The 23,524-nt window shown below is 62.2% G+C and carries 21 protein-coding genes and 1 tRNA gene; 12 read left to right on the forward strand and 10 right to left on the reverse strand.

Features of this window, described 5'->3' with window-relative positions; all coding sequences use genetic code 11:
- The first annotated feature begins 13 nt into the window (after positions 1 to 13).
- The 4 genes from C5J22_RS24570 (at position 14) to C5J22_RS24585 (ending at position 3,153) form a co-directional block, all read left to right on the forward strand.
- Positions 14 to 1,123, forward strand: coding sequence for an endonuclease/exonuclease/phosphatase family protein (locus C5J22_RS24570; RefSeq protein WP_105440379.1), 1,110 nt, complete (start codon positions 14 to 16; stop codon positions 1,121 to 1,123).
- Positions 1,120 to 1,854: a DNA mismatch repair protein MutT gene (locus C5J22_RS24575; protein ID WP_105440380.1), complete on the forward strand. Its 735-nt coding sequence runs from the start codon at positions 1,120 to 1,122 to the stop codon at positions 1,852 to 1,854. Before C5J22_RS24570 ends, C5J22_RS24575 begins: the two co-directional genes overlap by 4 nt.
- A 63-nt stretch (positions 1,855 to 1,917) precedes the next feature.
- Positions 1,918 to 2,847 carry a PhzF family phenazine biosynthesis protein gene (locus tag C5J22_RS24580; protein WP_105440381.1) on the forward strand — a complete coding sequence of 310 codons (930 nt, stop codon included), beginning with the start codon at positions 1,918 to 1,920 and terminating at the stop codon, positions 2,845 to 2,847.
- A 230-nt stretch (positions 2,848 to 3,077) separates the two neighbouring features.
- A tRNA-Lys gene (locus tag C5J22_RS24585) sits at positions 3,078 to 3,153 on the forward strand.
- Between the two features lie 432 nt (positions 3,154 to 3,585).
- Here the strand turns inward: C5J22_RS24585 and C5J22_RS24590 are convergent.
- Both C5J22_RS24590 and C5J22_RS24595 read right to left on the reverse strand, forming a co-directional pair.
- Positions 3,586 to 4,164 carry a hypothetical protein gene (locus C5J22_RS24590; protein ID WP_105440382.1) on the reverse strand — a complete coding sequence of 193 codons (579 nt, stop codon included), beginning with the start codon at positions 4,162 to 4,164 and terminating at the stop codon, positions 3,586 to 3,588.
- Between the two features lie 55 nt (positions 4,165 to 4,219).
- The gene (locus C5J22_RS24595; RefSeq protein ID WP_105440383.1) at positions 4,220 to 5,071 is read right to left on the reverse strand and encodes a hypothetical protein; all 852 of its coding nucleotides are present in this window, start codon (positions 5,069 to 5,071) and stop codon (positions 4,220 to 4,222) included.
- A gap of 288 nt (positions 5,072 to 5,359) precedes the next feature.
- Here C5J22_RS24595 and C5J22_RS31765 point away from each other — a divergent pair, with 288 nt between their 5' ends.
- On the forward strand, positions 5,360 to 6,136 hold the full coding sequence (locus C5J22_RS31765; protein ID WP_105440384.1) for a BA14K family protein: 777 nt from the start codon (positions 5,360 to 5,362) through the stop codon (positions 6,134 to 6,136).
- A gap of 8 nt (positions 6,137 to 6,144) precedes the next feature.
- Here C5J22_RS31765 and C5J22_RS24605 read toward each other — a convergent pair whose 3' ends face one another.
- From C5J22_RS24605 to C5J22_RS24615, 3 genes are all read right to left on the reverse strand, one after another.
- Positions 6,145 to 7,086 (reverse strand): acetamidase/formamidase family protein, encoded by a 942-nt coding sequence (locus tag C5J22_RS24605; RefSeq protein ID WP_105440385.1) that lies wholly within the window; start codon positions 7,084 to 7,086, stop codon positions 6,145 to 6,147.
- A gap of 124 nt (positions 7,087 to 7,210) precedes the next feature.
- Positions 7,211 to 8,416: a CynX/NimT family MFS transporter gene (locus C5J22_RS24610; RefSeq protein WP_172746769.1), complete on the reverse strand. Its 1,206-nt coding sequence runs from the start codon at positions 8,414 to 8,416 to the stop codon at positions 7,211 to 7,213.
- Between the two features lie 218 nt (positions 8,417 to 8,634).
- Positions 8,635 to 9,570, reverse strand: a complete 936-nt coding sequence (locus tag C5J22_RS24615) for a LysR family transcriptional regulator (RefSeq protein ID WP_105440387.1) — start codon at positions 9,568 to 9,570, stop codon at positions 8,635 to 8,637.
- Positions 9,571 to 9,727: 157 nt separating this feature from the next.
- Here C5J22_RS24615 and C5J22_RS24620 point away from each other — a divergent pair, with 157 nt between their 5' ends.
- The 3 genes from C5J22_RS24620 to C5J22_RS24630 all read left to right on the forward strand — a co-directional run bounded on the left by C5J22_RS24620 (position 9,728) and on the right by C5J22_RS24630 (position 15,075).
- On the forward strand, positions 9,728 to 10,522 hold the full coding sequence (locus C5J22_RS24620) for an alpha/beta hydrolase fold domain-containing protein (protein WP_105440388.1): 795 nt from the start codon (positions 9,728 to 9,730) through the stop codon (positions 10,520 to 10,522).
- A gap of 61 nt (positions 10,523 to 10,583) precedes the next feature.
- Positions 10,584 to 11,765 (forward strand): efflux RND transporter periplasmic adaptor subunit, encoded by a 1,182-nt coding sequence (locus tag C5J22_RS24625; RefSeq protein WP_105440389.1) that lies wholly within the window; start codon positions 10,584 to 10,586, stop codon positions 11,763 to 11,765.
- 130 nt (positions 11,766 to 11,895) lie between these two features.
- The gene (locus C5J22_RS24630) at positions 11,896 to 15,075 is read left to right on the forward strand and encodes an efflux RND transporter permease subunit (RefSeq protein WP_105440390.1); all 3,180 of its coding nucleotides are present in this window, start codon (positions 11,896 to 11,898) and stop codon (positions 15,073 to 15,075) included.
- A 60-nt stretch (positions 15,076 to 15,135) separates the two neighbouring features.
- Here C5J22_RS24630 and C5J22_RS24635 read toward each other — a convergent pair whose 3' ends face one another.
- Positions 15,136 to 15,906 carry an SDR family NAD(P)-dependent oxidoreductase gene (locus C5J22_RS24635; RefSeq protein ID WP_105440468.1) on the reverse strand — a complete coding sequence of 257 codons (771 nt, stop codon included), beginning with the start codon at positions 15,904 to 15,906 and terminating at the stop codon, positions 15,136 to 15,138.
- 104 nt (positions 15,907 to 16,010) lie between these two features.
- On the opposite strand from C5J22_RS24635, the gene C5J22_RS24640 reads away from it, so the two are divergent.
- Positions 16,011 to 16,157 carry a hypothetical protein gene (locus tag C5J22_RS24640; RefSeq protein ID WP_172717028.1) on the forward strand — a complete coding sequence of 49 codons (147 nt, stop codon included), beginning with the start codon at positions 16,011 to 16,013 and terminating at the stop codon, positions 16,155 to 16,157.
- Between the two features lie 118 nt (positions 16,158 to 16,275).
- A complete protein-coding gene (locus tag C5J22_RS24645; protein WP_105440391.1) occupies positions 16,276 to 16,956 on the forward strand; it encodes an HAD family hydrolase in 681 nt (226 codons plus the stop codon).
- A gap of 3 nt (positions 16,957 to 16,959) precedes the next feature.
- Here C5J22_RS24645 and C5J22_RS24650 read toward each other — a convergent pair whose 3' ends face one another.
- Positions 16,960 to 18,321 carry an APC family permease gene (locus C5J22_RS24650; RefSeq protein ID WP_105440392.1) on the reverse strand — a complete coding sequence of 454 codons (1,362 nt, stop codon included), beginning with the start codon at positions 18,319 to 18,321 and terminating at the stop codon, positions 16,960 to 16,962.
- Between the two features lie 317 nt (positions 18,322 to 18,638).
- On the opposite strand from C5J22_RS24650, the gene C5J22_RS24655 reads away from it, so the two are divergent.
- Positions 18,639 to 19,304, forward strand: a complete 666-nt coding sequence (locus C5J22_RS24655) for a class I SAM-dependent methyltransferase (protein ID WP_105440469.1) — start codon at positions 18,639 to 18,641, stop codon at positions 19,302 to 19,304.
- A gap of 15 nt (positions 19,305 to 19,319) precedes the next feature.
- Positions 19,320 to 19,946, forward strand: a complete 627-nt coding sequence (locus C5J22_RS24660) for a TetR family transcriptional regulator (protein WP_105440393.1) — start codon at positions 19,320 to 19,322, stop codon at positions 19,944 to 19,946.
- Here C5J22_RS24660 and C5J22_RS24665 read toward each other — a convergent pair whose 3' ends face one another.
- From C5J22_RS24665 to C5J22_RS24675, 3 genes are all read right to left on the reverse strand, one after another.
- Positions 19,947 to 20,384 carry a YqaA family protein gene (locus tag C5J22_RS24665; protein ID WP_046667163.1) on the reverse strand — a complete coding sequence of 146 codons (438 nt, stop codon included), beginning with the start codon at positions 20,382 to 20,384 and terminating at the stop codon, positions 19,947 to 19,949. It lies immediately after the preceding gene.
- Positions 20,385 to 20,458: 74 nt separating this feature from the next.
- Positions 20,459 to 22,996: a protein translocase subunit SecD gene (gene secD, locus C5J22_RS24670; protein WP_105440394.1), complete on the reverse strand. Its 2,538-nt coding sequence runs from the start codon at positions 22,994 to 22,996 to the stop codon at positions 20,459 to 20,461.
- An 88-nt stretch (positions 22,997 to 23,084) separates the two neighbouring features.
- Positions 23,085 to 23,492 carry a hypothetical protein gene (locus C5J22_RS24675; RefSeq protein WP_105440395.1) on the reverse strand — a complete coding sequence of 136 codons (408 nt, stop codon included), beginning with the start codon at positions 23,490 to 23,492 and terminating at the stop codon, positions 23,085 to 23,087.
- Positions 23,493 to 23,524 lie beyond the last annotated feature (32 nt).

A 23,524-nucleotide genomic window follows, 5' to 3' on the forward strand; every position in this document is an offset into this window, starting at 1 on the left:
AGGAATCCCTCTCATGTCGCTGCGTCTCGGCACCTTCAACATTGAAAACCTGATGACGCGCTTCGATTTCTCCGGCTGGCGCAATCAGCTCCGGCAGGACCGGGTGCTTCGGCTCTACGACGTGCAGGACAAGGCGGTCTACCAGCAGCTCGAGCAGGCCCGGATGATCGCCGAGACCGACGACACGCGGCAGCTTTCGGCGCTGGCGATCGCGGAAGCGGACGCCGACATCCTCTGCCTGCAGGAAGTCGACAGCATGCCGGCCCTGCAGGCCTTCGAATACGGATATCTCTACCGCATGGTCGGCAACGGCTATCGTCAGAAATATCTGGTCGAGGGCAATGATTCGCGCGGCATCGATGTCGCCGTCCTGATGCGCGAGGAGACCCGCAGCGGCGAGAAGATCGAGGTACAGGACGTGCGCAGCCACGCCATGCTGACCTATCAGGACCTCGGCCTCTTCAACGACGAACTGGCGCTCAGCAACCAGGCGCATGACAAGATCTTCAAGCGCGACTGCCTCGAACTGGAGCTGACGATCGGGTCCAAGCCGTTCTCGCTCTTCGTCGTGCATTTCAAATCCATGGGCAATGCCCGCGACGGCCAGGACGGTCGCACCGGCACGATGGCGATCCGTGTGGCGGAGGCGAAAGCGGTGCGCCAGATCGTCGAGCGCCGCTTCGGCGAGGGGCGGACGGCTGACAAGAACTTCGCCATCTGCGGCGACATGAACGATTATCAGGAAAAGATACAGGTGATCGGCACCCGCCGCGAAGGATACCAGTTCGAACCGCGGCGCGAAGAGGTGAGTGCGCTGAATGTCTTCACCGACGACGGCTTCGTGGTGAACCCGACTACACGCCGCGACGTGATGGATCGCTGGACGCTTTATCATGCGCGCGGGCCGGAGGAGCAGCACCTCTGCCAGCTCGATTATATCTGGCTGTCGCCGGCGCTCGCCGAGCACAACGCCGATAGCGTGCCGGAAATCATCCGTGGGGGCCAACCCTATCGCACCGTCTTTCCGCCGGGACAGGAGGTGGAACGGTTTCCGCGCATCGGCTGGGACCGGCCGAAGGCATCGGACCATTGCCCCGTCGTGATGTCGCTGGAGCTTCGATGACCATCCAGACGATCAGCGGCTGGCCGCCTGAAAATACCGTCTTCGAGGTCAAGGCTTTCGATCTTTCGGTCCTGCCCGGAGCGCATCCGATCTATCTCGCGCACCGGGACGAGATCGAGGAGAACTGGGCGCGGGAATCAGCGGCTAATCCGCATCTCTTCAACGGCCAGATGGTGCTGCAGAACAGGCTTTCGTTTCGCGATGGCGTGATCATCGGCGAGGCGCACGTCATCCCCTATTCGACGCTTTTATGGTGGCGGAGACAGCCCGATCCGACCGGCGCCTTTCACCTCTTCGGCTTCGCCGTGCCCGTCTCGTCCGATGGGGCGATCATCGCCGTCCGGATGAGCGAAAGGACCGCCAATCCCGGCCAGGTCTATTGCGCCGCCGGTTCGCTCGATCTTCTGGACATCGTCGACGGCAAGCTGGATCTCGAGGCCAATATGCGCCGTGAAGTGCGAGAAGAAACCGGCCTCGATCTCGCCGAAGCAAAGGCCGACCGACGGCTCTTCGCCTGCTACGGCGGACACCGAGTCGTGGGCTTCCGCTTCTATCGCTTCGACCTTACGGCGCAGGAGATGCTGGCGCGCATTGCCGACCACATGGTGCATGACGAGGAAAAGGAGATTGCCGGAGCCGTGGCGATCCGCTCCGCCGATCGCGGCGCGCATCCCTACAGCCCGTTGATGTTCCCGATTCTCGACCTGTTTTTCGGTCATTCGAAGGGCTGAACAGGGTTGCTTTGAGCCGACCGGTCGGGCAGTTTGGCGCCATCGAAACACGGGGAGGTGTGGTTGGCCCGTCGCTACAGCATCTATGACGTCTTCACCGACAGACGACTCGCCGGCAATCCGTTGGCGGTGATTGTCGATGGAGACGACCTTGTCGACGACAAAATGCAGGCGATCGCCAGGGAGATGAATCTCTCCGAGACGGTGTTCGTCCAGTCTTCCGCGAATGCAGCCTATGCAGCCCGCCTGCGCATCTTCACGCCGGGCCGGGAATTGCCTTTTGCGGGGCATCCGACCATCGGAACGGCAGTGGCACTCGCCGAACTCAATCACAGGTCCGGACACGGCGCTGGACAGCCCGACATGGATCTTGTCTGCGTGCTGGAGGAAAATGTCGGCCCGGTGCGCTGCGCCGTACGGCTTCGGGCCGGCGAGGCCGGATTTGCCGAATTCGACCTGCCGAGAAAGCCGGTGCAGATCGAGCTTCCGCTCGACCGGCAGGGGCTTGCCGATGCGCTGAGCGTCAAATCGACGGATATCGGTTTCGAGAACCATGTCGCCTCCATCTGGAGCGCCGGCGTGCCCTTCCTGATGATTCCGCTGCACAATCTGGCGACGGTGCAGAACCTCGAATTCGACACGGCATTGTGGGAAAAGTCAGCGCCGTTCGTCGAGGGCGCGCTTGCATCGGCATACGTCTATTGCCGCAGCGGCGTGAACCATCAGGCAAAGTTCCATGCCCGGATGTTCTCGCCGGACATGGGGATTTCCGAGGATCCGGCCACGGGCGCTGCCGTTGCCGCACTCTCCGGCGCGATCCGACATTTCGATGCGCTCCCGGACGGCCATCACCCGGTGCTGGTGGAGCAGGGGGTGGAGATGGGGCGTCCGTCCCTGATCCATCTGCATATCGACGTGAAGGAGGGAGAGATCGCCAGGGCCCGCATCGGCGGCCAGGCGATCAAGGTTGCGGAAGGCACGCTCTATCTTTGAATTTCGCTGCTTGTCGATGATTGCGATATTGTGACGCAGTAAGACTTTGAAACTTTTCGTTTTTGCGTCGCTATCGAGCTGCGGAGAGGTTTCCGTCAGGCGCAAGATCCGACTTGGCGGATTTTTTGCCCGCTCGGGCGAATAATTTTCACCGAGCCGCTGGACAAGCCGAAAGATCCCCTTTATACGCCCCTCACACCACTGGCGAGCACGCCTCGCACAGATGGTTCGGGTGATTAGCTCAGTTGGTAGAGCAGCTGACTCTTAATCAGCGGGTCGTAGGTTCGAGCCCTACATCACCCACCATTCTTTCCAACGATATCAATTCGTTGTGCATCAACATTAAAGATCATCTTTAAGTCCAAAAATCATGCTGTGATCACAGAGGCCCCTCTGAAAGATCATATGCAAAAGCGTTTGCACGCGTAGATTTGGCGTTCCGAATTTCTATGGATAACACCTTTGAAACACCCCATCGGTGAAGCAAGGGGTCTTCGGCGCAAAGCCGAGAGCGGCCGACGACCTTGGTGACGTTGGCGAGAAAATGCTCGCAGTAGGCGACATCGTCAGCGGCTGGAGAGCAGTGGTCGAAGTTTCCAGGGAAGTTGGTGCCTTGTCGCCGGGAGGCTCCAGCGGCAAGGCTTTGGATCCAACGATCATCTACGGCAATGTGTATCGAACTGCGAAACGCCGGCAGTGCGTTTCCTGCGTCCGGAGCAAACCGCCGGCGGAAATGTCCTACGAATATACGGTCGTAGTGCGGTCGATGTACCCCATTTCAACGAATCTGGATTTGATGACGTCGGAAATCTTCTGGAGGCGGGTAAGTTGACGCCACGACGAAGCTGACACGATCAACGCAAGTGCAGGAAGGACCAGGACAATCAACCACCAGCCGGCCAGGAGAATGTAGACGCACAAGAGCGCAAACAGCACGGTTGCAATCTTCGAGAGCAGCAGCAGTCCTGTGGAAACTCCGCGCTCAATCCCGTAGGTGTTTTCACTGGCATAGCCAAGAACAAGGTTCCTGAAGTGGTGACCTGTAGACTTGCCGCCGAGGATGACCGGCTTGTCAAGCATCTGTCCCTTTTCGTGCATGAAGGCAATTGTAGCGATCGGGGGCTTGGCGAGGTTCAGAGCGACTGCGCTCGTCAAGAGCTTCGGAGTGACCATCAGCGAGACTGCGACATCGTTCAGCCGGACTTTGGAGCCGTCGGCACGCTGCAATTCGATGTGTGTGTAGAACCGGCTATTTCCATATGAGCGGTTTTCACCGACTTCGATGATCTCACCGGTCTCGAAGATAACGTTCTTCATCCGAGAATTCCTTCAGGCTTGATAATTGTATAATGTTGAAATTTACTGCAATCCGTCACTCGGACAGATCGAAAACGAGCCTGGCATTCGGACCTTTGTCGCTGTATCCGACGACGTTGCAGCCTTCCCTGACAGGCGCCTTGCCCAAAAGCGTCAAATTTCCGCCTTGGTAATGGCCGCTGACGAGGTACGGCGCCGGAGCGCAGCCTTTCTTATAGGTGTAGGCGACCCCCGAGAACCACTCGTTGGGGACCTCCCAGCCACGGACAAGCACGGTGTCTTCCGTGATCGTTCCGGCCAGAGATGGTTTGGGCTCTGCATAGACGATGATGTGCTGGCGCTGATGGTTGAACATCACCGACTTGTTGTGGCCGATGTGTTCTCCATACTTTTCGTCGTTCGGGCCTAGCTTAAACGTCTGGTCGACCGGAATGGTTTTGTAAGGCCATCCCATCGGACATAGCGTAAGCCACAGGCCGCCGAATTCGCGACCTCGATCGGCATCCGACATACCGAGACGCTTGCCTGTCGCAGCGTCTTTGACGCTGACATACCCCTGAAAATTCTGGTTCTTAGTCTCGGGGCCGTCGAAAAGGTAGTGCTTGCCATCGGTCCAGAGATCGCCCGTCTCGCAATTGGCGGTGGCTTCGTAGACATGATCAGCGGACGATTCAAGCGCGTCGGATACGCAGTTCTTCTTCCCAGGATACCAGTTCTCACACCACGATTTTGCCGACTCCGGTGTGACCTTCGCCTTCATCGTGGACTTTGTCCCGCCGTAATCGCTGGCCTCGGTGATGATCGCGGTGGTCGTCTGCTTGAATAAAGGGTACTCATCGCCGATCGGCGCGGGCGGCATTGAAGGGATGGTCGCGGATAAGAAAATCGCGGCGGACAAAAGTGGCATGGCAATGTTTTCCGGATTGAAGATGGTCGTCGATAGCGGCGACCATAGACCGGAAAAGCTGCGGAAGAATTTCGCGTATACCTAGAAATCTTTGCCGACGATTATCCGCGCATCAACCTTTCCGAACTCGTTGTAACGTTTCCGCCAAAACGCAACAACGGCCGCACTTGTTGCCGCTCTCCGCCGGCAGGGCTACTTTCATCTCCAATCCTGTTTCTTTTGCTCCCCCGGCGGGAACTCCGGCGCCTGATCGGCATTTGGTCTGAAAGACGAAATGGGAGCGCGGTCATGAAGCTAATCCTTTTGCTTTTGGGCAGCCTTGTCCTGCTCGTTCTGGTGTTCCTGAGCGGCGTGATCATCACCGCGAACGTGATCGCCGTGCCCGAACCCCATAAGTTCGCCCATATGGATACGCCGGACCTGTGGACGTCAAAACCGAAGGCCGTCGACACCGCCGGCCCGGATTATAAGCGCCTGCCCACCGCGACGCCTCCGGCTTCGGTTGCAGCCGATACGCGGGAAACGCCTGCTGTCCAGCAGACTGCCGCAGGGGTAGCCGTCGACAATACAGTGACCGGGTCCATCAATCCGCAGCAGCCGGCCTCCGTGCCGCAGCCGCAGGCCACCTTGCTGCAACCACAGGACGAGCGCAAAGCCATGGTCGATCCCGCGCAGGCGGACTGGTGCTTCGCGCGGTACAAGTCCTACCGCATCGAAGACAACAGCTACCAGCCCTTGAGCGGCGGCCCCCGTCGGCAATGCCGGGCACCAGGCGCTGCCACGACCGGGACTGTTGGCGCCGCACAGTTGCCTGACCGCCCGCAAGCCCCGCCGATGCAGGACGAATTGCAGCCGCTTCCGGAGATGCTGGCTGCCCGCGCCAACCAGCGAGCCGGCGACGGCGAGGCAGGTTATGCACAGTCGCAGGCGATCGATGCCGACGTTCCGGCCGGATCCCATGAGGAATGGTGTTTTGCCCGTTACCGGTCCTACCAGGCCGAGGACAACAGCTATCAGCCCTTCGCCGGCGGCCCGCGCCGCCAATGCCAATCGCCTTTCGGCTGATCACCAGCTCAGGCGGCGCGTTGGACGAGGGTCTTCGCCATCATCATATGCACGCCCTTGCAGCCGTTGACGGTCTGGGTGATGCGCAGGTCGCCGGCGAGGCTGCAGAGCGTATAGGCATCTTCCCGCGACAGGCCGCCTTTTTCGCCGAGCAGCACGATCATGTCGCGCAGCGCCATGACGGCGCATTGGTCGAGATCCGGATCCATGCCCATGGTGATGTAGTGCGTCGGCGTTTCAGCCCGTGGATAGACGAAATCGAGATCGTCGCGCACGGTAAGCTGGAAGGTGCCGCGCAGTGCCGTCTCGATCGCGGTGATGCAGACCTCGCCGTCGCCCTGCGCACCATGACCGTCCCCACAGGAAAACAGCGCGCCCTCGTTGAAGATCGGCAGATAGAGCGTGGTGCCGGCAACCAGTTCCTTGTTGTCGATATTGCCCGCGTGCGAACGCGGCATGATCGAGGTGATGCGGCCCCAGTTTGGCGGCGGAGCGACGCCCATGACCCCGAAGAAGGGCGCCAGCGGCAGGTCGAGACCCCAGGGCAGGCGGCCGACATTCCTCTGTTTGTCGAGCGGGATGGTGATCATCCGCGGCGTCTCGAAATCATAAGGGAGCGTGCCGGCAAGCGGGCGGATGACGTTATAGCCCCAGTCCTGACGCAGCTCGACGTCGAGGATCTTCACCTCCAGGACCTGGCCAGGCTTGGCGCCGCGCACAGCGACCGGTCCGGTGAGGATATGGCCCTGCATGATCGGCCGGCAGTTTTCGTGAATTTCGAGATGTTCGGGAAGGATGGTGAACCCTTCCTTGGGCAGAACTTCCGCAGGGCCGGAGACCGTGTCGATCACCACCGTGTCACCGCTGTCGATCGTCAGCACCGGCTCGCGGGCGGCGTCGAAATAACCCCAGGCGCAGGTTTTGGAAGAGGCGGAGACGTGATGTTTCATGGCCGGGCTCGCTTGTCTGATCCGGGGAGAGACTAGCCGATTTTACATCGCACGCCAGTCCGCAAATCGAGCCCGGCTTCCTCTCCGCGCTTTGGCGCATGAGCCATTCTCGAACCCTTCTCGCTCACACCGTTCCGGCGGTTTCCGGCCTCGTCGCTGCGATGCGGCGTTCGGTCTGGCGCAGGCAGAGCGCCAGGACTAGGCCGAGGCCCGTTGCTGCGGCAATGTAGAACGGCGCGCCCTGCCAGCCGGATGCCGCAACGATCGAGGCGAGCAGCATCGGTCCGAAGACCTGGCCGATATTGGACCCCTGCATGACGAAGCCGCTGAACGTTCCGACGAGGTCGCGGCGCGGCGCATAGACGGGCAGCGAGCCCATGATGGTCGCCGGCAGGACACCGCCCGACACCGCGTAGAGCACCGAGGCTCCGTAGCGCATCCAGAGCGGAAAATCATGGCCGAAAACGACGAAGGCGGTCAGCGTCAGCATCACGCAGGGTCCGGCGATCAGCACCCAGCGCGGGGCGCCCCAACGGGCGAAGACGCCGCCGACCACGTTGCCGACGCCGTTCGCGAGCACTGCGAGCGCGGTCATGATGGACGCAGCCGTCAGGCCTGTTCCCATTTCCTCGATCAGCAGTGTCGGCAGGAAACCGAAGACGGACATGAAGCTGGCGCTGTAAGCGGCAAAAATACCCGACAGTATCCAGGACATCGGTCGGGAGGCTGTGAGGCCGACGGCCGTCAGCAGCGAGGTTGTCGGATGTCCCGTAGCCCGCGGTTTCGGCACCTTCATCGTCAGCAGCGCGACCATCGGGACGACGCTGAGCAGGGCGGCGAAAATCCACGAACCCTGCCAGCCGAAGCTCGGCAGCAGGAAGGGTGAGATCATCATCATCACCGCGACGCCGACTGGCATCCAGATACCCCAGAGCGCAAAGGCAAGGCCGATGTCGCGTAGCTCGACCGAAGCAGCAATCAGGCCGGGGGCGGCGACCGAGACCATGATGAGGCCGACGCTTTCGAGCACGCGGCTGGCGAAGATGACGGTTTCCGACTGGGTGACGGCGCCGATCAGGCTGCCGGCGATCAGCAGGGCAAGACCGAGGATCATGGCGCGGCGATGGGTCAGGTAATCGGTGAAACGGCCGATCAGGATGCCGCAGGCGGCGCCGAGGGCGCTTGAAAGCCCCATCAGCCAGCCGGCGGCCACGAGGTCGATGCCGAGCTCGGAGCGCAGCAGCGGGATGGCGGGCGGAACCTTGCCCACATGCAGGGCAGCAGCGATACCTGCCAGAACAGCGATTGTGACATGTCCCCAACGAGTCATGCGGTCGGTATTCCATTCATCGAACAAACGTCCGGGCGCTTTATCATCCCCGTACGTTCCGAGGCATAAATTCCTTCGCGGAGGGCATGATTTCTCGGCTTGCGCAGTGGACGATGAAAGGGCTCGCCTTCTCGGGCGACGCCTCGCCGAGACGGTGATACTCAGTCGCAAGACGCCGGCCGCCAGTCAGGCCGCCGTCGCCGCATCATAAGTAAAGCCTAACTCGCCTTGCGCATCTGCTCGCGGCTTTCCTCGACCTTGAGGTTCTGAACCAGCTTGGCGAGCCAATCGACGAAGACCCGCACCTTGTTGGAGAGGTGGCGGGTCTGCGGATAGACGATGTAGAGGGGCAGGGATCCGCAACGCCAGTCGGAGAGCACTTCGACAAGTTCGCCCTTCTCCACCGCCTCCCTGACCATGAAGCGCGGCGATTGCACGATGCCCATGCCGGATATGGCCGCGTTCACATAGGTGCGGGCATCGTTGACAGAGACCACGTAACGGGGGGTGATTTCCACGTTTTCGTCGTCGCGGTGGAATTCCATGGATCTCACCCGGCCGGACTGGGCACTCAGGTAGCCGACGGCCAAATGGTCTTCCTGCAGGTCCTGCGGGCGTTCGGGCGCCCCGAATTTGTGGATGTAGAGCGGTGCCGCATAGGCGGACATGCTGATCTCGCCGACCTTGCGGGCAATCAGCGACTGGTCGGTCGGGGTGCCGGCGCGCAGCGCGCAATCGACGTTTTCGGCGATATAATCGACCAGCCGGTCGCCGACGCCGATATCGAGCCTGATCTGCGGAAAACGCGTATGGAAATCGCATAAATTCGGAATGACCAGCAGATCGGCAAAGGCGCCGGCCATTTCCACCCGCAGCCGCCCGGACGGCTGCCTCTGCGAATTCGAGATGCTGCCGTCGAGCTCGTCGAGCTCGGAGATGATCTGCATCGCCCGCTCGTAATAGAGCGCGCCGTCGGTCGTCACCATCACCTTGCGGGTCGTCCGGTTGAGCAGCGTCGTGCGCAGATGGCTCTCGAGGCTCTGGACGAGATTGGTCACCGTCGTTTTGGGCATATTGAGGGTCGCCGCAGCCCGGGTAAAATTACCGGTTTCCACGACGCGAACGAATACGCGCATTGCCGAAAGCTGATCCATTGTGCTGATTCCTGCTGCGCCGCAACATTGTTCCGAAATATGGAATAGTGTTGTCGAATGCCGTGAGCTTGTGTGTTTGCACCCGAATAATAATATCAGGTTCAAGATTGACGGCAAGTACCCCGCTTTTACTAGGGGTTTGTCGGAGGATTTTTCAATGACCGCGCAGTGGGAAAACATCGCATTTGAGAAGTCGGCCATGCCGGCTGTGCCGATGCGTGTCTATGAAGGAGCCGCCAAGGCCAAGGCTCCGCCGCTGGTTCTATATCTGCGAGGTGGGGCGTTTCTCAATGAGCAACGCGGCGAAAACGAACGTCCAGTTGCAAAAGCACTGGCCGAGTCCGGGGCCGTGGTACTCGAAGCTGATTACAGCAGCGTCTCGCAGAACATGTTTCCGCAGGCGATGGAATGCGCTTTTGCGGCGCTTCAATGCCTGGCCGGCCGGCGCAAGCAGTTCGGCAGCGCGAAGTCCCTGCTTTTCGTGGCGGGTGACGAGGCTGGCGGCAATGTCGCGGCCGGCGTGGCGCTGAAGGCGCGCGATCTGATGCCGGGCGAACTGAGCGGCCAGATCCTGCTGTCGCCGATGATCGACCCGATGATGACGACGCAATCCTTCCGCAAGGCGGACGAGATCGGCATGGGCGAACGCTGGGCCGAGGGCTGGAGCCATTATCTCGGCTCTCATTGCGGGTTCCAGCATCCTTATGCGGCACCCTGCCTCTGTTCGCGGCTTTCGGGTGTCGCGCCGGCTCTCATCGTGACATCGGAAGACGATCCGTTGCGCGATGAAACGCTCGGTTATGCGGCGCGTCTGAGTGAGGCCGGCGTTTCGGTCAGGCGGAAGATTTTCCCGGCCAGCTGTGGCTGGACGGGCATTTACAGAGAAGGCGACGGCGAGTGGATGACAGCGCTTTGTGCCGAATTCACGGGCTTCGCCAAAGAGTTAAGTTAGTAGCATGATTTATTTTGAAGGCAAATAACGGCCCATTCCCAAGGCCGTAAGGAGACTATCAATGACCTCGAAGATCAAAAGCTGGGCCCTGTGGGGCACTGGACTGAGCACGGCTGCACTGATTGCCGGTGCTTCGGTTTATCTCGATCTGCCGCAGGGCGCCCATGCCGCGCCTGCGACGGCTGCTGCTGCTCCGGCCGTCCCCGTGACGGTCGCCACCGTCGAGCCGCGCAACGTTTCCACCTGGCAGGAATTTTCCGGCCGGTTTGAAGCTGTCGACCGCGTCCAGATCCGGCCGCGCGTCACCGGCGCCATCCAGTCGGTGCATTTCCGCGAAGGCGGACTGGTGAAGCAGGGCGACCTGCTCGTCAGCATCGATCCGGAGCCCTACCAGGCGGCGGTCGCTCAGGCCGAAGGCCAGGTGGCCTCGGCGCAGGCGAGGGTGGAACTTGCCAACACAGAACTGGAGCGTGGCAAGAACCTCGTCTCCAAGAGCACCATCTCCCAGAGCGATCTCGCCCAGCGCCAGAGCGCTCAGAGTGAGGCGCTGGCCAATCTCCAGTCCGCCAAGGCGGCGTTGAAGACGGCACAGCTCAATCTCGACTATACCGAGATCCGGGCACCGATCGCCGGCCGGGTCGGCAAGTTGGAAATCACCGTCGGCAACCTGGTAGCGGCAGGTTCCGCCTCCGCCCCGCTGACGACGCTGGTTTCCTCCGATCCGATCTATGCGAGCTTCGACGCCGGTGAAGAACTAGTGTCCAGCACGCTCGCTGATCTTCCGCTCGTCGATGGCGTACCGGCGATCGAACAGGTGCCGGTCGAGGTGAGCACGCTCGCCACTAACGGCACGCCGATCCGCGGTAAGCTGCAGCTCATCGACAACGAGGTGAATGCCTCGAGCGGCACGATCCGTGTGCGCGCCGTCTTCGACAATCCGGGCGGCAAGCTGATCCCGGGCCAGTTCGTGCGGGTCCGCATGGGTCAGCCGAAGGCGCAGGATCACCTGATGGTCAGCGAAAAGGCCGTCGGCACAGATCAGGACAAGAAGTTCGTCTTCGTGATCGATGCGGCCAATACCGTTGCGTACCGGCAGGTGGAGCTGGGTACGGCGGTCGATGGCATGCGGATCGTCGAGAAGGGCCTCAATCCGGGCGACCGGATTGTCGTCAACGGTCTGCAGCGCATTCGTCCGGGCGCGGTTGTCCAGCCCCAGGAAGAGGCGAAAGTCGCCAACAAGTAATGCTCTGAGCGGCGGTTAGTCCGCCGCTCTCCAACACTCATCCAGTTCCGGTTCGTGGAGCTTGCGGCCTTGTTGGCCGCGAGCCGGGGCCGTTTCGCCTCTTGTTCAACCCCGGAGAGAGGGCTTTGACATGAATATTTCCAGGTTTTTCATCGACAGACCGGTCTTTGCGGCCGTGCTGTCGATCCTCATCGTGGTCGCAGGCCTGATCGGCATGCGGTCCCTGCCGATTTCCGAATATCCGGAAGTCGTGCCGCCATCGATCGTCGTGCGTGCCACTTATCCAGGCGCCAACCCGACCGTCATCGCCGAGACCGTCGCAACACCGCTCGAAGAGCAGGTGAACGGCGTCGAGGATATGCTCTACATGTCGAGCCAGGCAACGTCCGACGGCGTGCTGACCTTGACTGTCACGTTCAAGCTGGGCACCGACCCAGACAAGGCGCAGCAGCTGGTGCAGAACCGCGTCAGCCAGGCGGAACCGCGCCTGCCGGCGGAAGTGCGTGCGCTCGGTGTCACGACCGTCAAGAGCTCGCCCGACTTCATCATGGTCGTCAATCTCGTCTCCGACCGGTATGACATCACCTACCTGCGCAACTATGCGACGCTGAACGTCAAGGACAGGCTCACCCGTATCCAGGGTGTCGGCCAGGTTCAGGTGTTCGGCGCCGGCGACTATTCGATGCGCGTCTGGATCGATCCCCAGAAGGCGGCCGAGCACTCGCTTGCCGCAAGCGATATCTCGAACGCGATCCGTAGCCAAAACGTCCAGGCGGCCGCCGGCATTATCGGCGCATCGCCCAGCCGGCCGGGTGTCGACCTGCAGCTTAACGTGAACGCCCAGGGGCGCCTGCGCACCCCGGAGGAGTTCGGCAACATCATCGTCAAGAGCGGCGAAAACGGCGAGATCACGCGGTTGCGCGACGTCGCCCGTATCGAGCTCGGCGCGGCGGATTATACCCTGCGCTCGCTGCTTGACGGCCAGCCGGCCGTCGCCGTTGCCGTTCTTCAGGCACCCGGTTCCAACGCGATCGAAATCGCCGATAACGTCCGTTCGACGATGGACGAACTCCAGAAGGTGATGCCGGAAGGTGTCAAATACGAGATCGTCTACGACACGACCAAGTTCGTGCGCGCTTCGATCGAGAAGGTCATCGAGACCTTGCTTGAAGCGATCGCGCTCGTCGTGCTCGTCGTCATCCTGTTCCTGCAGACATGGCGCGCCTCGATCATTCCGCTGATTGCCGTTCCCGTCTCGATCATCGGCACGTTTGCGGTCATGTACGCCTTCGGATTCTCGATCAACGCGTTGACGCTGTTCGGGTTGGTGCTGGCGATCGGTATCGTCGTCGACGACGCGATCGTGGTGGTCGAAAACGTCGAGCGCAATATCGAGAACGGCCTAAGTCCGCGTGATGCGACCTACAAGGCCATGAAGGAGGTCTCCGGCCCGATCATTGCGATCGCGCTCGTGCTGGTCGCGGTCTTCGTGCCGCTCGCCTTCATCAGCGGCCTGTCCGGCCAGTTCTACCGGCAGTTCGCGCTGACGATCGCCATTTCGACCGTCATCTCGGCGATCAACTCGCTCACCCTGTCGCCGGCGCTGGCAGCCCTTCTGCTGAAGGACCATCACGCCAAGAAGGACTGGTTGACGCGGTTCATGGACGTGATCCTGGGCTGGTTCTTCCGCGGCTTCAACCGCGCGTTCGGGGCCGCCTCGAACGGCTACGGACGCACGGTCGGCGGGCTGCTGTCCCGCAAGAGCCTGGTGATGATCATCTACTTCGCGCTTGTGGCGATGACCTACAGCATGTTCAACGCGGTGCCGGGCGGTTTCGTGCCGGCGCAGGACAAGCAGTACCTGATCGGTTTCGCTCAGCTTCCGGACGGCGCAACCCTCGACCGTACGGAAGAGGTGATCAAGCGGATGAGCGACATCGCCCTGGAGCAGCCCGGCGTCGAACACGCCATCGCGTTCCCGGGCCTGTCGATCAACGGCTTCACGATCGGCTCGAACGCCGGCATCGTCTTCGCGGTGCTCGACGATTTCGAGAAGCGCGAGACGCCGGAGCTTTCGGGTGGTGCCATCGCCATGGCGCTGAACCAGAAATACGCCGGCATCCAGGATGCGTTCATCGCCATGTTCCCGCCGCCGCCGGTCAACGGCCTCGGTCAGACGGGCGGTTTCAAGCTGCAGATCGAGGATCGTGCCGGCCTGGGCAACCAGGCTCTGGACGAGGCGGCCAAGGCGGTCATCGCCAAGGCCTACCAGGCGCCGGAACTCGCCGGCATCTTCTCGAGCTTCCAGATCAACGTGCCGCAGCTCTACGCCGATCTCGACCGCGCCAAGGCCGAACAGCTTGGAGTGTCGGTGACCGACGTCTTCGAAACGCTGCAGGTCTATCTGGGCTCGCTCTATGTCAACGACTTCAACGCCTTTGGCCGCACCTACAGCGTCCGGGTTCAGGCGGATGCGCAATTCCGCGCCAAGCCGGAAGATATCGGCCAGTTGAAGGTTCGTTCGCAGTCCGGCCAGATGATCCCGCTTTCGGCCCTCCTGAAGGTAGACGCGCAGACCGGTCCGGAACGCACGACGCGCTACAACGGCTTCCTCTCCGCCGATGTCAACGGCGGTCCGGCACCGGGCTTCTCGTCGGGCCAGGCTCAGGCCGCGATCGAAAAGATCGTCGCGGAGACGCTGCCTTCCGGGATCGACTACGAATGGACGGACCTGACCTACCAGCAGATCCTCGCCGGCAATTCCAGCATCGTGGTCTTTCCACTGGCGCTGCTGCTCGTCTATCTCGTGCTCGCTGCCCAGTATGAAAGCCTGACGCTGCCGATCGCGATCATCATGATCGTGCCGATGGGTGTGCTTGCGGCCTTGACCGGCGTCTGGCTCACCGGTGGAGACAACAACATCTTCACCCAGATCGGGCTCGTGGTCCTTGTGGGTCTCTCGGCGAAGAACGCGATCCTGATCGTGGAATTCGCCCGAGAACTGGAGTTCCAGGGCAGGACGCCGTTCCAGGCGGCGGTCGAGGCAAGCCGGCTGCGCCTGCGTCCGATCCTGATGACGTCCATGGCCTTCATCATGGGTGTCGTGCCGCTGGTCGTCTCGACCGGTGCGGGTGCTGAAATGCGCTCCGCCATGGGTATCGCGGTGTTCTCCGGCATGATCGGAGTGACGTTCTTCGGCATCTTCATGACACCGGTCTTCTACATGCTGGCACGTTTGCTTACCGGCAGCCGCCCTCTGCGGCAGCACGGTACGGAGGAGGCGGCTCCCGCTCTCTCTCCAGCGGAGTAAGGTCTACCTCCGGCGCCGCGCGGGTTCTTTCCACCGGGAACCCGCGCGGTATTTTTATGTCTAGAGGGCACCGCCGTCGACAATGATTGTCTGCGCCGTCATGGCGGCGGAGGCATTCGAGGCGAGGAACAGGCAGGGTTCTACCAGGTCTTCAGCCACCAGCACCCGCTTCAAGGACTGGCGCGCCACCATCGCCGTGATGCTGTCGTCGTTCAGCCAGAGTTTCTTCTGCCGTTCGGTGACGATCATGCCCGGCAGGATGGCGTTGACGCGGATGTTTTCCGGCCCGAGCTTTCCGGCGATGCTCTTGGTCAGGCCGATGATCCCGGCCTTGGCTGTCGCATAGGCGGGCAGCCCGCCCATGTTGAGCAGGTAGGCGATCGAGGAGAAATTGACGATCGCACCGCTGCCGGCCTTGCGCAGGTGCGGGACAGCCGCTTGCGAGACGAAGAACATCTGCTTGATGTTGATCGCCTGGGCGTTGTCCCAATATTCCTCGGTGACCGTCTCGAATTCGTGGCGGTCGTCCCAGCCGGCATTGTTGACCAGCACCGACAGCGACCCGAGTTCCTGCGCGGCCTTGTCGACGGCGGCTTTCGTTTCCGCGACGTTGCGCAGATCGGCTTTCAGGTAGAGGACCGGATACCGGACGGTCTGGGACAGACGTTCGACCAGTTCGCGGCTCGGCTCGTCCGCAATATCGATGAACGCGACCTTGGCGCCCTGTGCCGCAAAACCTTCCACCAGCGCGGCGCCGATGCCGGAACCGCCACCGGTGATCAACACGCCGCGATCTGCTAGGTCCGCATGCCGTACAGAAATATTGGCCAAAACACCCTCCTTGTCCGGCTTCGTCGCCAAGTTCTATCGCTTCGATGCGGGAAGACAAGGATGCACGACAAACTCTCGCCATCTGGGCGCGCAATGGTCTGGCGATGACCATTGCGACAGGAATAGCGGTCGGCGTCGGGCTGGGCACGGTGCTCGGGACAGCCGTTTTCGACAATATCGGCATCGGTGTTGCCGTGGGCATCGCGATCGGCGTTGCCCTGTCTCAATTCCTGCGTTCGCGATCGAAATAGCCCGAACGAGATTGCGGTTCCTTGCCGGCAATTGCCTTTCGACATCATTGCATTTACTCGGAATGCGGCAGTTCCGGCCATATCCCCGAGTCGGAATCCGACGCTAAAGGAACTTTCCGTGCCTCTTCCCGCCGCCGACCTCTCCCTTCCCGAAAAAACCTATGCTGCTTTCCTGTTCGACATGGACGGCACGATTCTGAATTCGATCGCGTCCGCCGAACGCGTCTGGGGACGCTGGGCGGCGAAGATGGGTTTCGACGTGGAGGCATTCCTGCCGACCATGCATGGCAAGCGCGGGATCGACACGATCAGCGCACTGAACCTGCCGGGCGTTGATCCGGTCGCTGAGGCCGAGGGCATCCTGCGCGGCGAGATCGAGGATGTCGAAGGGGTCGTGCCGATCCCTGGCGCCGTGGAATTCCTCTCCGCGCTGCCTCCGGAGCGCTGGGCGATCGTCACGTCGTCGCCGATCGAGCTCGCCAAGGTGCGGCTTGTCGCGGCCGGCATTCCGCAGCCGCGCTACATGGTGACCGCTGAAGACGTCACTGTCGGCAAGCCCAATCCGCAAGGTTATATCCTGGGTGCTGAACGGCTCGGCGTCAGCCCGTCGGACGTGTTGGTATTCGAGGACGTGCCTGCCGGTATCCAGGCGGGCGAGGCGGCAGGGGCCGACGTCATGGTCATCACCGCCACCCATTCCCATCCGATCGAAACCGGGCATTCGAAAATACCCGGCTATCTAGATGTGGTGCCGCATATCGGCGAGGACAGCCGGCTTTCGGTCCGCCGCAAGGACTGAGCGTCAGGCGGGCTGGGCCGACGCCCGCATGATGCTGATCGTCGCGAGCCAGAGCACGACCCCGAGGCCGAGCAGGCAGGCGGCAATCAGATACTGGACCGGATCCCGGCCGGTCCATGGGCCGGCGAGGAAGGCACAGGAGATCGCACCGAATACCGGCAGGATGGTCGGCGTGCGAAAATGCCTGTGCTCGACGGTATCCTTGCGCAGCACCAGCACCGCAACGTTGACGATAGCAAAGACGCAGAGAAGCAGCAGCGCCGTGGTGCCGCCGAGCGCCGGAACGCCGCCGGCAAACAGGATCAACGCGACCGCCAGCAGCGACGTGAAACCGATCGCGATATAGGGCGTGCGACGGCCCCGATGGACCCTGCCGAGCACCTGCGGCAGAACCCCTTCGCGGCTCATGCCGTAGATCAGGCGGCTCGCCATCATCATGTTGATCAGCGCGGAATTGGCGACCGCGAACATGGTGATGACCGCGAAGATGCCGATCGGGAAACCGGGGGCGCCGGCCTGCACGACCTTCAGCAGTGGCGTTTCGCCCTGGCCGAGTTCATTGGCCGGTACCAGCGTGATCGCCGAGATCGCCACCAGCACGTAGATCAGGCCGGTTACCGCCAGGCCGGTCAGCAGCACCTTGGGGAACATCCGGCTCGGCTCCTTGCATTCCTCGGCCATGTTGACCGAGTCCTCGAAACCGACCATGGCGAAAAAGGCGAGGGTGGTGGCCGCGATCACCGGCCAGAAGACACCGCCATCGTTGGGCGCCGCAAAGGTCCAGGCGCGGGAAACGTCACCCTGGCCGCCGGCGATCGCCCAAAAGCCGATGCCGATGATGATCAGCAGGCCGGTCAGTTCGACCACGGTCAGCAGCACGTTCATCTTGACGCTTTCCCCGACGCCCCGAAAATTGATGGCGGCAACCAGAGCGATGAAACCGACCGCGATCAGCGGTACGCCCCAGGCCCCAAGATCGAGGCTGAGCGAGGTCGCAAAGTTGGAGGCGAAGGCCCGCGATGCGGTCGCCGCCGAGGTAATGCCCGACGACATCACCGCAAAGGCCACCAGGAAGGTGACGAAGTGGATGCCGAAGGCCTTGTGGGTATAGAGCGCGGCACCGGCCGCGCGCGGATATTTGGTGACCAGTTCGAGATAGCTGAAGGCGGTGAGGAGGGCGACGACGAAGGCGATCAGAAAGGGCAGCCAGACCACCCCTCCGACTTGCTTGGCCACCTGGCCGGTCAGGGCATAGATGCCCGTCCCGAGAATATCCCCGACGATGAACAGCAGCAGCAATCCGGGTCCCATCACCCGGTGGAGTTCCGTCTTCTGTTCGCCCAATTCAGCGGCCGGCTTTTTCATAAACTCCTCCTGATGTTATCGATTCCCTCCGGGAGATTGTTCAATGGGAACAAACGCCGGTTGTTCCCGAAAAAATATAGAGGGTCTCAGGCCGTTCCGTCTCCAGCCGGAAGACGTAATTTAGAAATCCTCGCTAAAATCTTGCACTCGGTGCAAATATCTCCTAAATGTGACGGTGTAGGCGCTGCACTGCACAATTCTGCGGCCGATATGGGTATTTTTCTCGAACGGAGGTTCCGATGCCTTGGAATTGCCATGCGGGCTGTCAAGGTCGGCGGAATACTCGATTGCATTTTCAAACCGGTGAGTCTCTGACCATGACAGCAGATGCCGCATTCTCCGATTTCCTGCATTTCTTCCGTTCGTGGATCAGCAACCCATTGCGGGTTGCGGCGGTGGCGCCTTCGGGGGATTCGCTCGCGCGGCTGATGACCCAGGAGATCGCTCCCCTCGACGGTCCGGTCATCGAACTCGGTCCGGGCACCGGCGTGTTCACTCGTGCGCTGCTGGCGCGCGGCGTTGCCCAATCCGACCTTACCCTGATCGAATACGGTCCGGAATTCGTTCCCGGCCTCCAGCGGCGGTTTCCGGAAGCGCGAGTTCTGCAGATGGACGCGGCAAAGCTCGCCCATGAAGATATTTTCGAGGGCGAACCGGTCGGCGCGGTCATCAGCGGCCTGCCGCTGCTCTCCATGTCGCCGCGCAAGATTACCTCGATCCTCGGCGGCGCCTTTACCTATATCCGTCCGGGCGGTTCCTTCTATCAGTTCACCTATGGCCCGCGCTGCCCGGTGCCGCGGCCGATCCTCGACCGGCTGGGCCTGAAGGCCGTGCATATCGGCCACACCGTGCGCAACCTGCCGCCGGCTGCCGTCTACCGGATTTCCCGCCGCAAGCCGCTGGACCTGACGCGGGAGCGTTCCAGATATCGTGCCGAGGCAGAGGCTGGTCCGGTCCACAATGCCGACGAAGCGGGCGGCTGAACAAAATCGGATGCAATGACCAGGACGACTGATGGCGCCAAGGAAGGCCGGCGGGAAATCAAGCGCCGGCAGACCCGCGAACGCATAGAGGAAGCGGCGATGAGCCTGTTCCTCGAGCGCGGTTTCGACGCCACGACCATCGAGGAAATTGCCGAACGCGCCGAGGTCTCGAAACGCAGTTTCTTCGACTATTTTCCGTCCAAGGAAGAGGTCGTGTTCGCCTGGCAGGACGGTTTTGCCGATCACCTGATGGCGGCGATCGCGTCCAGGCCAGCAGACGAGCCGGCGGTCAAGGCCGTGCAACACGGCCTCGTCAGCGCCATCGTCTCGGCAGCGGACGAAAGGGCGATGGCGCTCGGAGAACTGATCCGTCGCACGCCGGCACTGAAGGCCCGCGACCAGCTCAAATATGCAAAGCTCGAGCTGAAGCTCACGGAAGCGCTGAAGGCTCGAAGCCGGAGCGACGAGGAGCGGCTGCGCGTGCGCCTGCTCGCCGCTGTCGTCATAGGCGCCTTGCGGGCGGCCGGAGAACTCTGGAGCGAACAGCCGCCGGGCACCTCGCTCGAAACCTTCGCGCATCAGTTCTTCGGCGATTTCTGGAAGACGCTCGCCGATTTCGGCAACGAGGGGCAGGGGCGCTGATCAGATCAGGCTGAGCGTCGCGGCCGCGAGCACCACGTAGCGCAGCGCCTTGCCGATGAACACCAGGATCAGGAAGGTCGGCAGCGGTTCCTTGAGCACGCCGGCCGCGACCGTGATCGCGTCACCGCCGATCGGCAGCCAGCTCAGCAGCAGCGACCATTTTCCGTATTTCCGGTACCAGGCCTGCGCCTTGTCCAGCTTGTCCTCGCCGACCGGAAACCAGCGGCTGTCGCGAAACCGCTCGACGCCCCGCCCGAGCAGCCAGTTGACTGCAGCGCCCGCCGTATTGCCGACCGAAGCAACCAGCAGCAAACCGACGAGCGAATACCGGTCGGCCAGGATAAGCCCGACCAGAATCGCTTCCGACTGCATCGGAAAGATCGTGGCGGCGATGAAGGCGGCGGAGAACAGGCCTGCATAGGCGGCGAAATCGAACATGATGGAGCTATAGCCGAGCCGAATGAAAAAGGGCGGATGAAAATCCGCCCTTTCTGTTTTCACACCAAGAAGGCTCAGGCCTGGCTGGGACGCTCGCCGTCGCCGACGGCCTTTTCGCCGGCGGTTTCGGTCTGCGCCTTGTGGCGGGTGCGCCAGTCGCCAAGGAAGAGCAGGATCGGCGCCGCGATGAAGACCGACGAAAGTGCTGCGACGGCGATACCGAAGACCATCGGCACCGCGAAGCTTTCTACAGCACTACCACCCCAGATCGCCATCGGCAGCAGGGCCAGGAAGGCGGTTGCCGAGGTATAGAGGCTTCGGGCGAGCGTTTCGTTGATCGACAAGTCGATCACGTCGCGCAACGACATCTTCTTGTAGAGCCGCATGTTTTCACGCATGCGGTCGTAGACCACGACCTTGTCGTTGACGGAATAACCGACCAGCGTCAGCAACGCCGCGATTGCCGTCAGGTTGAAGTCGAGACCGGTCAGCGCGAAGAAACCGATCGTCTTCGTCACGTCGAGGACGAGCGTCGCGATCGCGCCGACGGCGAACGGCCATTCGAACCGCGCCCAGATGTAGATCATCATGGCGATCGAGGCGAGACCGACCGAGAGGAAGCCGGCGGTGGCGAGCTCGCCGCTGACCTTCGGGCCGACGACTTCGGTGCGTTCCACCTTGGCGGTCTGGTCGATCTTGGTGATCTCCGCCTTCAGCTTCTCGACGGCTACCGTCTGAGCCTGCTCGCCGCCGGGCTGGCGCTCGACGCGGACAAGCACGCGGTTGTTGCCGCCGAATTCCTGCAGGGCCACTTCGCCCAGGCCGAGCTCTCCGAGGCCGGAGCGGAAGGCTGCGAGGTCGGTCTGCTGCGTGGTGGTGACTTCCATCTGGATGCCGCCGCGGAAGTCGACGCCGTAGTTGAGGCCCGGCGTGAAGAACAGCACGACCGAGGCGATCGACAGGATGACCGAGACGCCGATGCCGAGGAAGCGGCCCTTCATGAAGTGGATATGGGTGCCGTCCGGAACGAGCTTGATCGGCAGCAGCGGCCTGATGTCGATCTTCTTCAGCTTCCTGCGGGCGGTGATGAACACCATCGCGACGCGAACGACCGACACGGCCGTGAACATCGAGATCATGATGCCGAGGCCCATGGTGACGGCGAAGCCGCGCACGGGGCCGGAGCCGAACCAGAAGAGCAGGACCGTGGCGATTAAGCTGGTGACGTTACTGTCGACGATGGTCGAATAGGCGCGCTTGAAGCCCGCATCGATCGCTGCAAAGGCGCTGCGACCCTTGCGCGACTCTTCCTTGATGCGTTCGTTGATAAGGACGTTGGCGTCAACAGCAAGGCCGATGCCGAGCACGACGCCGGCGATGCCCGGCAAGGTCAGCGTCGAGCCGATCAGCGTCAGGCCGGCGAAGGTCAGGATGACGTTGATGAACAGCGCGACGTTCGCGAGAATGCCCCAGGTGCCGTAGAGAAACAGCATGAAGGCGACGACCAGGCCGAAGCCGATGAGGCCGGTGAAAATGCCCATTTCGATGGCGTCGGCGCCGAGGTCGGCACCGACGGTGCGTTCCTCGATGACGGTCAGCTTGGCGGGCAGGGCGCCGGCGCGCAGCAGCGCAGACAGCGTGTTGGCTTCGGAAACCGAGAAGCCGCCCGAGATCTGGCCCGAACCGCCGGTGATCGGCGTGCGGATAACCGGCGCACTGAGAACCTTGTTGTCGAGCACGATCGCGAAGGGACGGCCGACATTCTGCTGGGTGATCTGCGCGAAGCGGTTGGCGCCGGCGCTGTCGAAGCGGAAGTTGACGACGGGTTCGTTGGTCTGCTGGTCGAAGGCGGCGCGGGCATCCGTCAGGCGGTCGCCGGACAGTTCGACGCGGTCGAGGACCGGATACTGGTTGCCGCCCTCGTCGGCGAGCATGGTGACGCCGCCCTCGCCCTGCTGGCCGAGCAGATGGAAACTCATCTTGGCGGTCGAGCCGAGGAGCTGGCGAAGACGGGAGGGATCCTGCTCGCCCGGAAGCTGCACGAGGACGCGGTCCGATCCGACCCGCTGGATGGTCGGCTCGGCGACGCCGACCTGGTCGACGCGCTGGCGGATGATTTCAAGGCTCTGCTCGACGGCCGCGGTGATGTGCGAGTTGATGCCGGCTTCCGTCTGGGCGATCGAGATCGTGTTGTCGGTCGGCGTGGTGATCGCGAGATCGCTGCCGCCGACGCTCGTGCCGAGGCCGATCGGGTTGGCGAGCGTCTGGAGTTCCGTCACGGCTGCAGCGCGCTGGGCCGCGTCGCGCACCGCAACGGTGATCGTATCGCCGGACCGGCGGATCGCCGAAGTGTTGATGTTCTTGTCGCGCAGCACGCGGCGGGCGTCCTGCAGCAGGCTCTGGACGCGTTCGTTGATCAGATCGGGACGGTCCACCTCGAGCACGAGATGCGAACCGCCACGCAGGTCGAGGCCGAGTGCCACGCGGCTATGCGGCAGCCACGACGGCATGCGGTCGAGCGCCGACTGCGGAATCACGTTCGGTAGAGCGACCAGAATACCGAGAATGATGATGACGGCATAGCTCGCCACCAACCATGGGGAATTTCTCATATGTTTAATCCTGCTGAGCCCGAGCCACGCTCTGTCGAGCGGTTAGGGCAGAATGCTGATGTCGTTCAAGCGCTTGGCGCGCGATATCTCAGACGCGGGCCGGCGGCGCGCGCGCCAGCGAACCATGCCAGAACGGCGAGGCCGCCGGATGGGAAGACGGCTTCGAGGCGAAGGCCGGGACGAAAATCGGGAAAGTGATCTCGATGGCGCGGGCTTCCAGCGCACCGCCGCCCGCGTGCCAATGGGCGCCCGTTCCGTCCTTGCGGTCCATGGCTGCCAGTGCGCGCAAAGGTTCGCGCTTGGTGAGGTGCGGAGTGTCGCTGGTCCTGTCGGCCGAAAGAATGCCGCGGGGGAATTGGACGTCCTTGACGACACTCGACAGCAGGCCGAACAGCGCCGCGATCAGCAGAGCGGCGGCAAAGACCGGCCAGCGCGACAGGTGGCTTTCCTGTTCACGTCCGTTTCTCGTCCGCTTGTCCCGCGGAAACAGCGCCATCCGCATCAGCTCCGGAGCGTTAAAAATCCCGA

Origin of the sequence: Neorhizobium sp. T25_13 (assembly GCF_002968675.1) — a bacterium.
In the GTDB taxonomy this organism is placed as follows: domain Bacteria; phylum Pseudomonadota; class Alphaproteobacteria; order Rhizobiales; family Rhizobiaceae; genus Neorhizobium; species Neorhizobium tomejilense.

Excerpts from the sequence above, each read along its gene's own strand:
- C5J22_RS24605 (WP_105440385.1), bottom strand. The coding sequence starts at position 7,086 with ATGAAACATCACGTCTCCGCCTCTTCCAAAACCTGCGCCTGGGGTTAT.
- C5J22_RS24620 (WP_105440388.1), top strand. The coding sequence starts at position 9,728 with ATGACCGCGCAGTGGGAAAACATCGCATTTGAGAAGTCGGCCATGCCG.
- secD (WP_105440394.1), bottom strand. The coding sequence starts at position 22,996 with ATGAGAAATTCCCCATGGTTGGTGGCGAGCTATGCCGTCATCATCATT.
- C5J22_RS24675 (WP_105440395.1), bottom strand. The coding sequence starts at position 23,492 with ATGGCGCTGTTTCCGCGGGACAAGCGGACGAGAAACGGACGTGAACAG.
- C5J22_RS31765 (WP_105440384.1), top strand. The coding sequence starts at position 5,360 with ATGAAGCTAATCCTTTTGCTTTTGGGCAGCCTTGTCCTGCTCGTTCTG.
- C5J22_RS24570 (WP_105440379.1), top strand. The coding sequence starts at position 14 with ATGTCGCTGCGTCTCGGCACCTTCAACATTGAAAACCTGATGACGCGC.
- C5J22_RS24650 (WP_105440392.1), bottom strand. The coding sequence starts at position 18,321 with ATGAAAAAGCCGGCCGCTGAATTGGGCGAACAGAAGACGGAACTCCAC.
- C5J22_RS24595 (WP_105440383.1), bottom strand. The coding sequence starts at position 5,071 with ATGCCACTTTTGTCCGCCGCGATTTTCTTATCCGCGACCATCCCTTCA.
- C5J22_RS24660 (WP_105440393.1), top strand. The coding sequence starts at position 19,320 with ATGACCAGGACGACTGATGGCGCCAAGGAAGGCCGGCGGGAAATCAAG.
- C5J22_RS24630 (WP_105440390.1), top strand. The coding sequence starts at position 11,896 with ATGAATATTTCCAGGTTTTTCATCGACAGACCGGTCTTTGCGGCCGTG.
- C5J22_RS24590 (WP_105440382.1), bottom strand. The coding sequence starts at position 4,164 with ATGAAGAACGTTATCTTCGAGACCGGTGAGATCATCGAAGTCGGTGAA.
- C5J22_RS24575 (WP_105440380.1), top strand. The coding sequence starts at position 1,120 with ATGACCATCCAGACGATCAGCGGCTGGCCGCCTGAAAATACCGTCTTC.
- C5J22_RS24655 (WP_105440469.1), top strand. The coding sequence starts at position 18,639 with ATGACAGCAGATGCCGCATTCTCCGATTTCCTGCATTTCTTCCGTTCG.
- C5J22_RS24640 (WP_172717028.1), top strand. The coding sequence starts at position 16,011 with ATGACCATTGCGACAGGAATAGCGGTCGGCGTCGGGCTGGGCACGGTG.
- C5J22_RS24665 (WP_046667163.1), bottom strand. The coding sequence starts at position 20,384 with ATGTTCGATTTCGCCGCCTATGCAGGCCTGTTCTCCGCCGCCTTCATC.
- C5J22_RS24610 (WP_172746769.1), bottom strand. The coding sequence starts at position 8,416 with ATGACTCGTTGGGGACATGTCACAATCGCTGTTCTGGCAGGTATCGCT.
- C5J22_RS24615 (WP_105440387.1), bottom strand. The coding sequence starts at position 9,570 with ATGGATCAGCTTTCGGCAATGCGCGTATTCGTTCGCGTCGTGGAAACC.
- C5J22_RS24625 (WP_105440389.1), top strand. The coding sequence starts at position 10,584 with ATGACCTCGAAGATCAAAAGCTGGGCCCTGTGGGGCACTGGACTGAGC.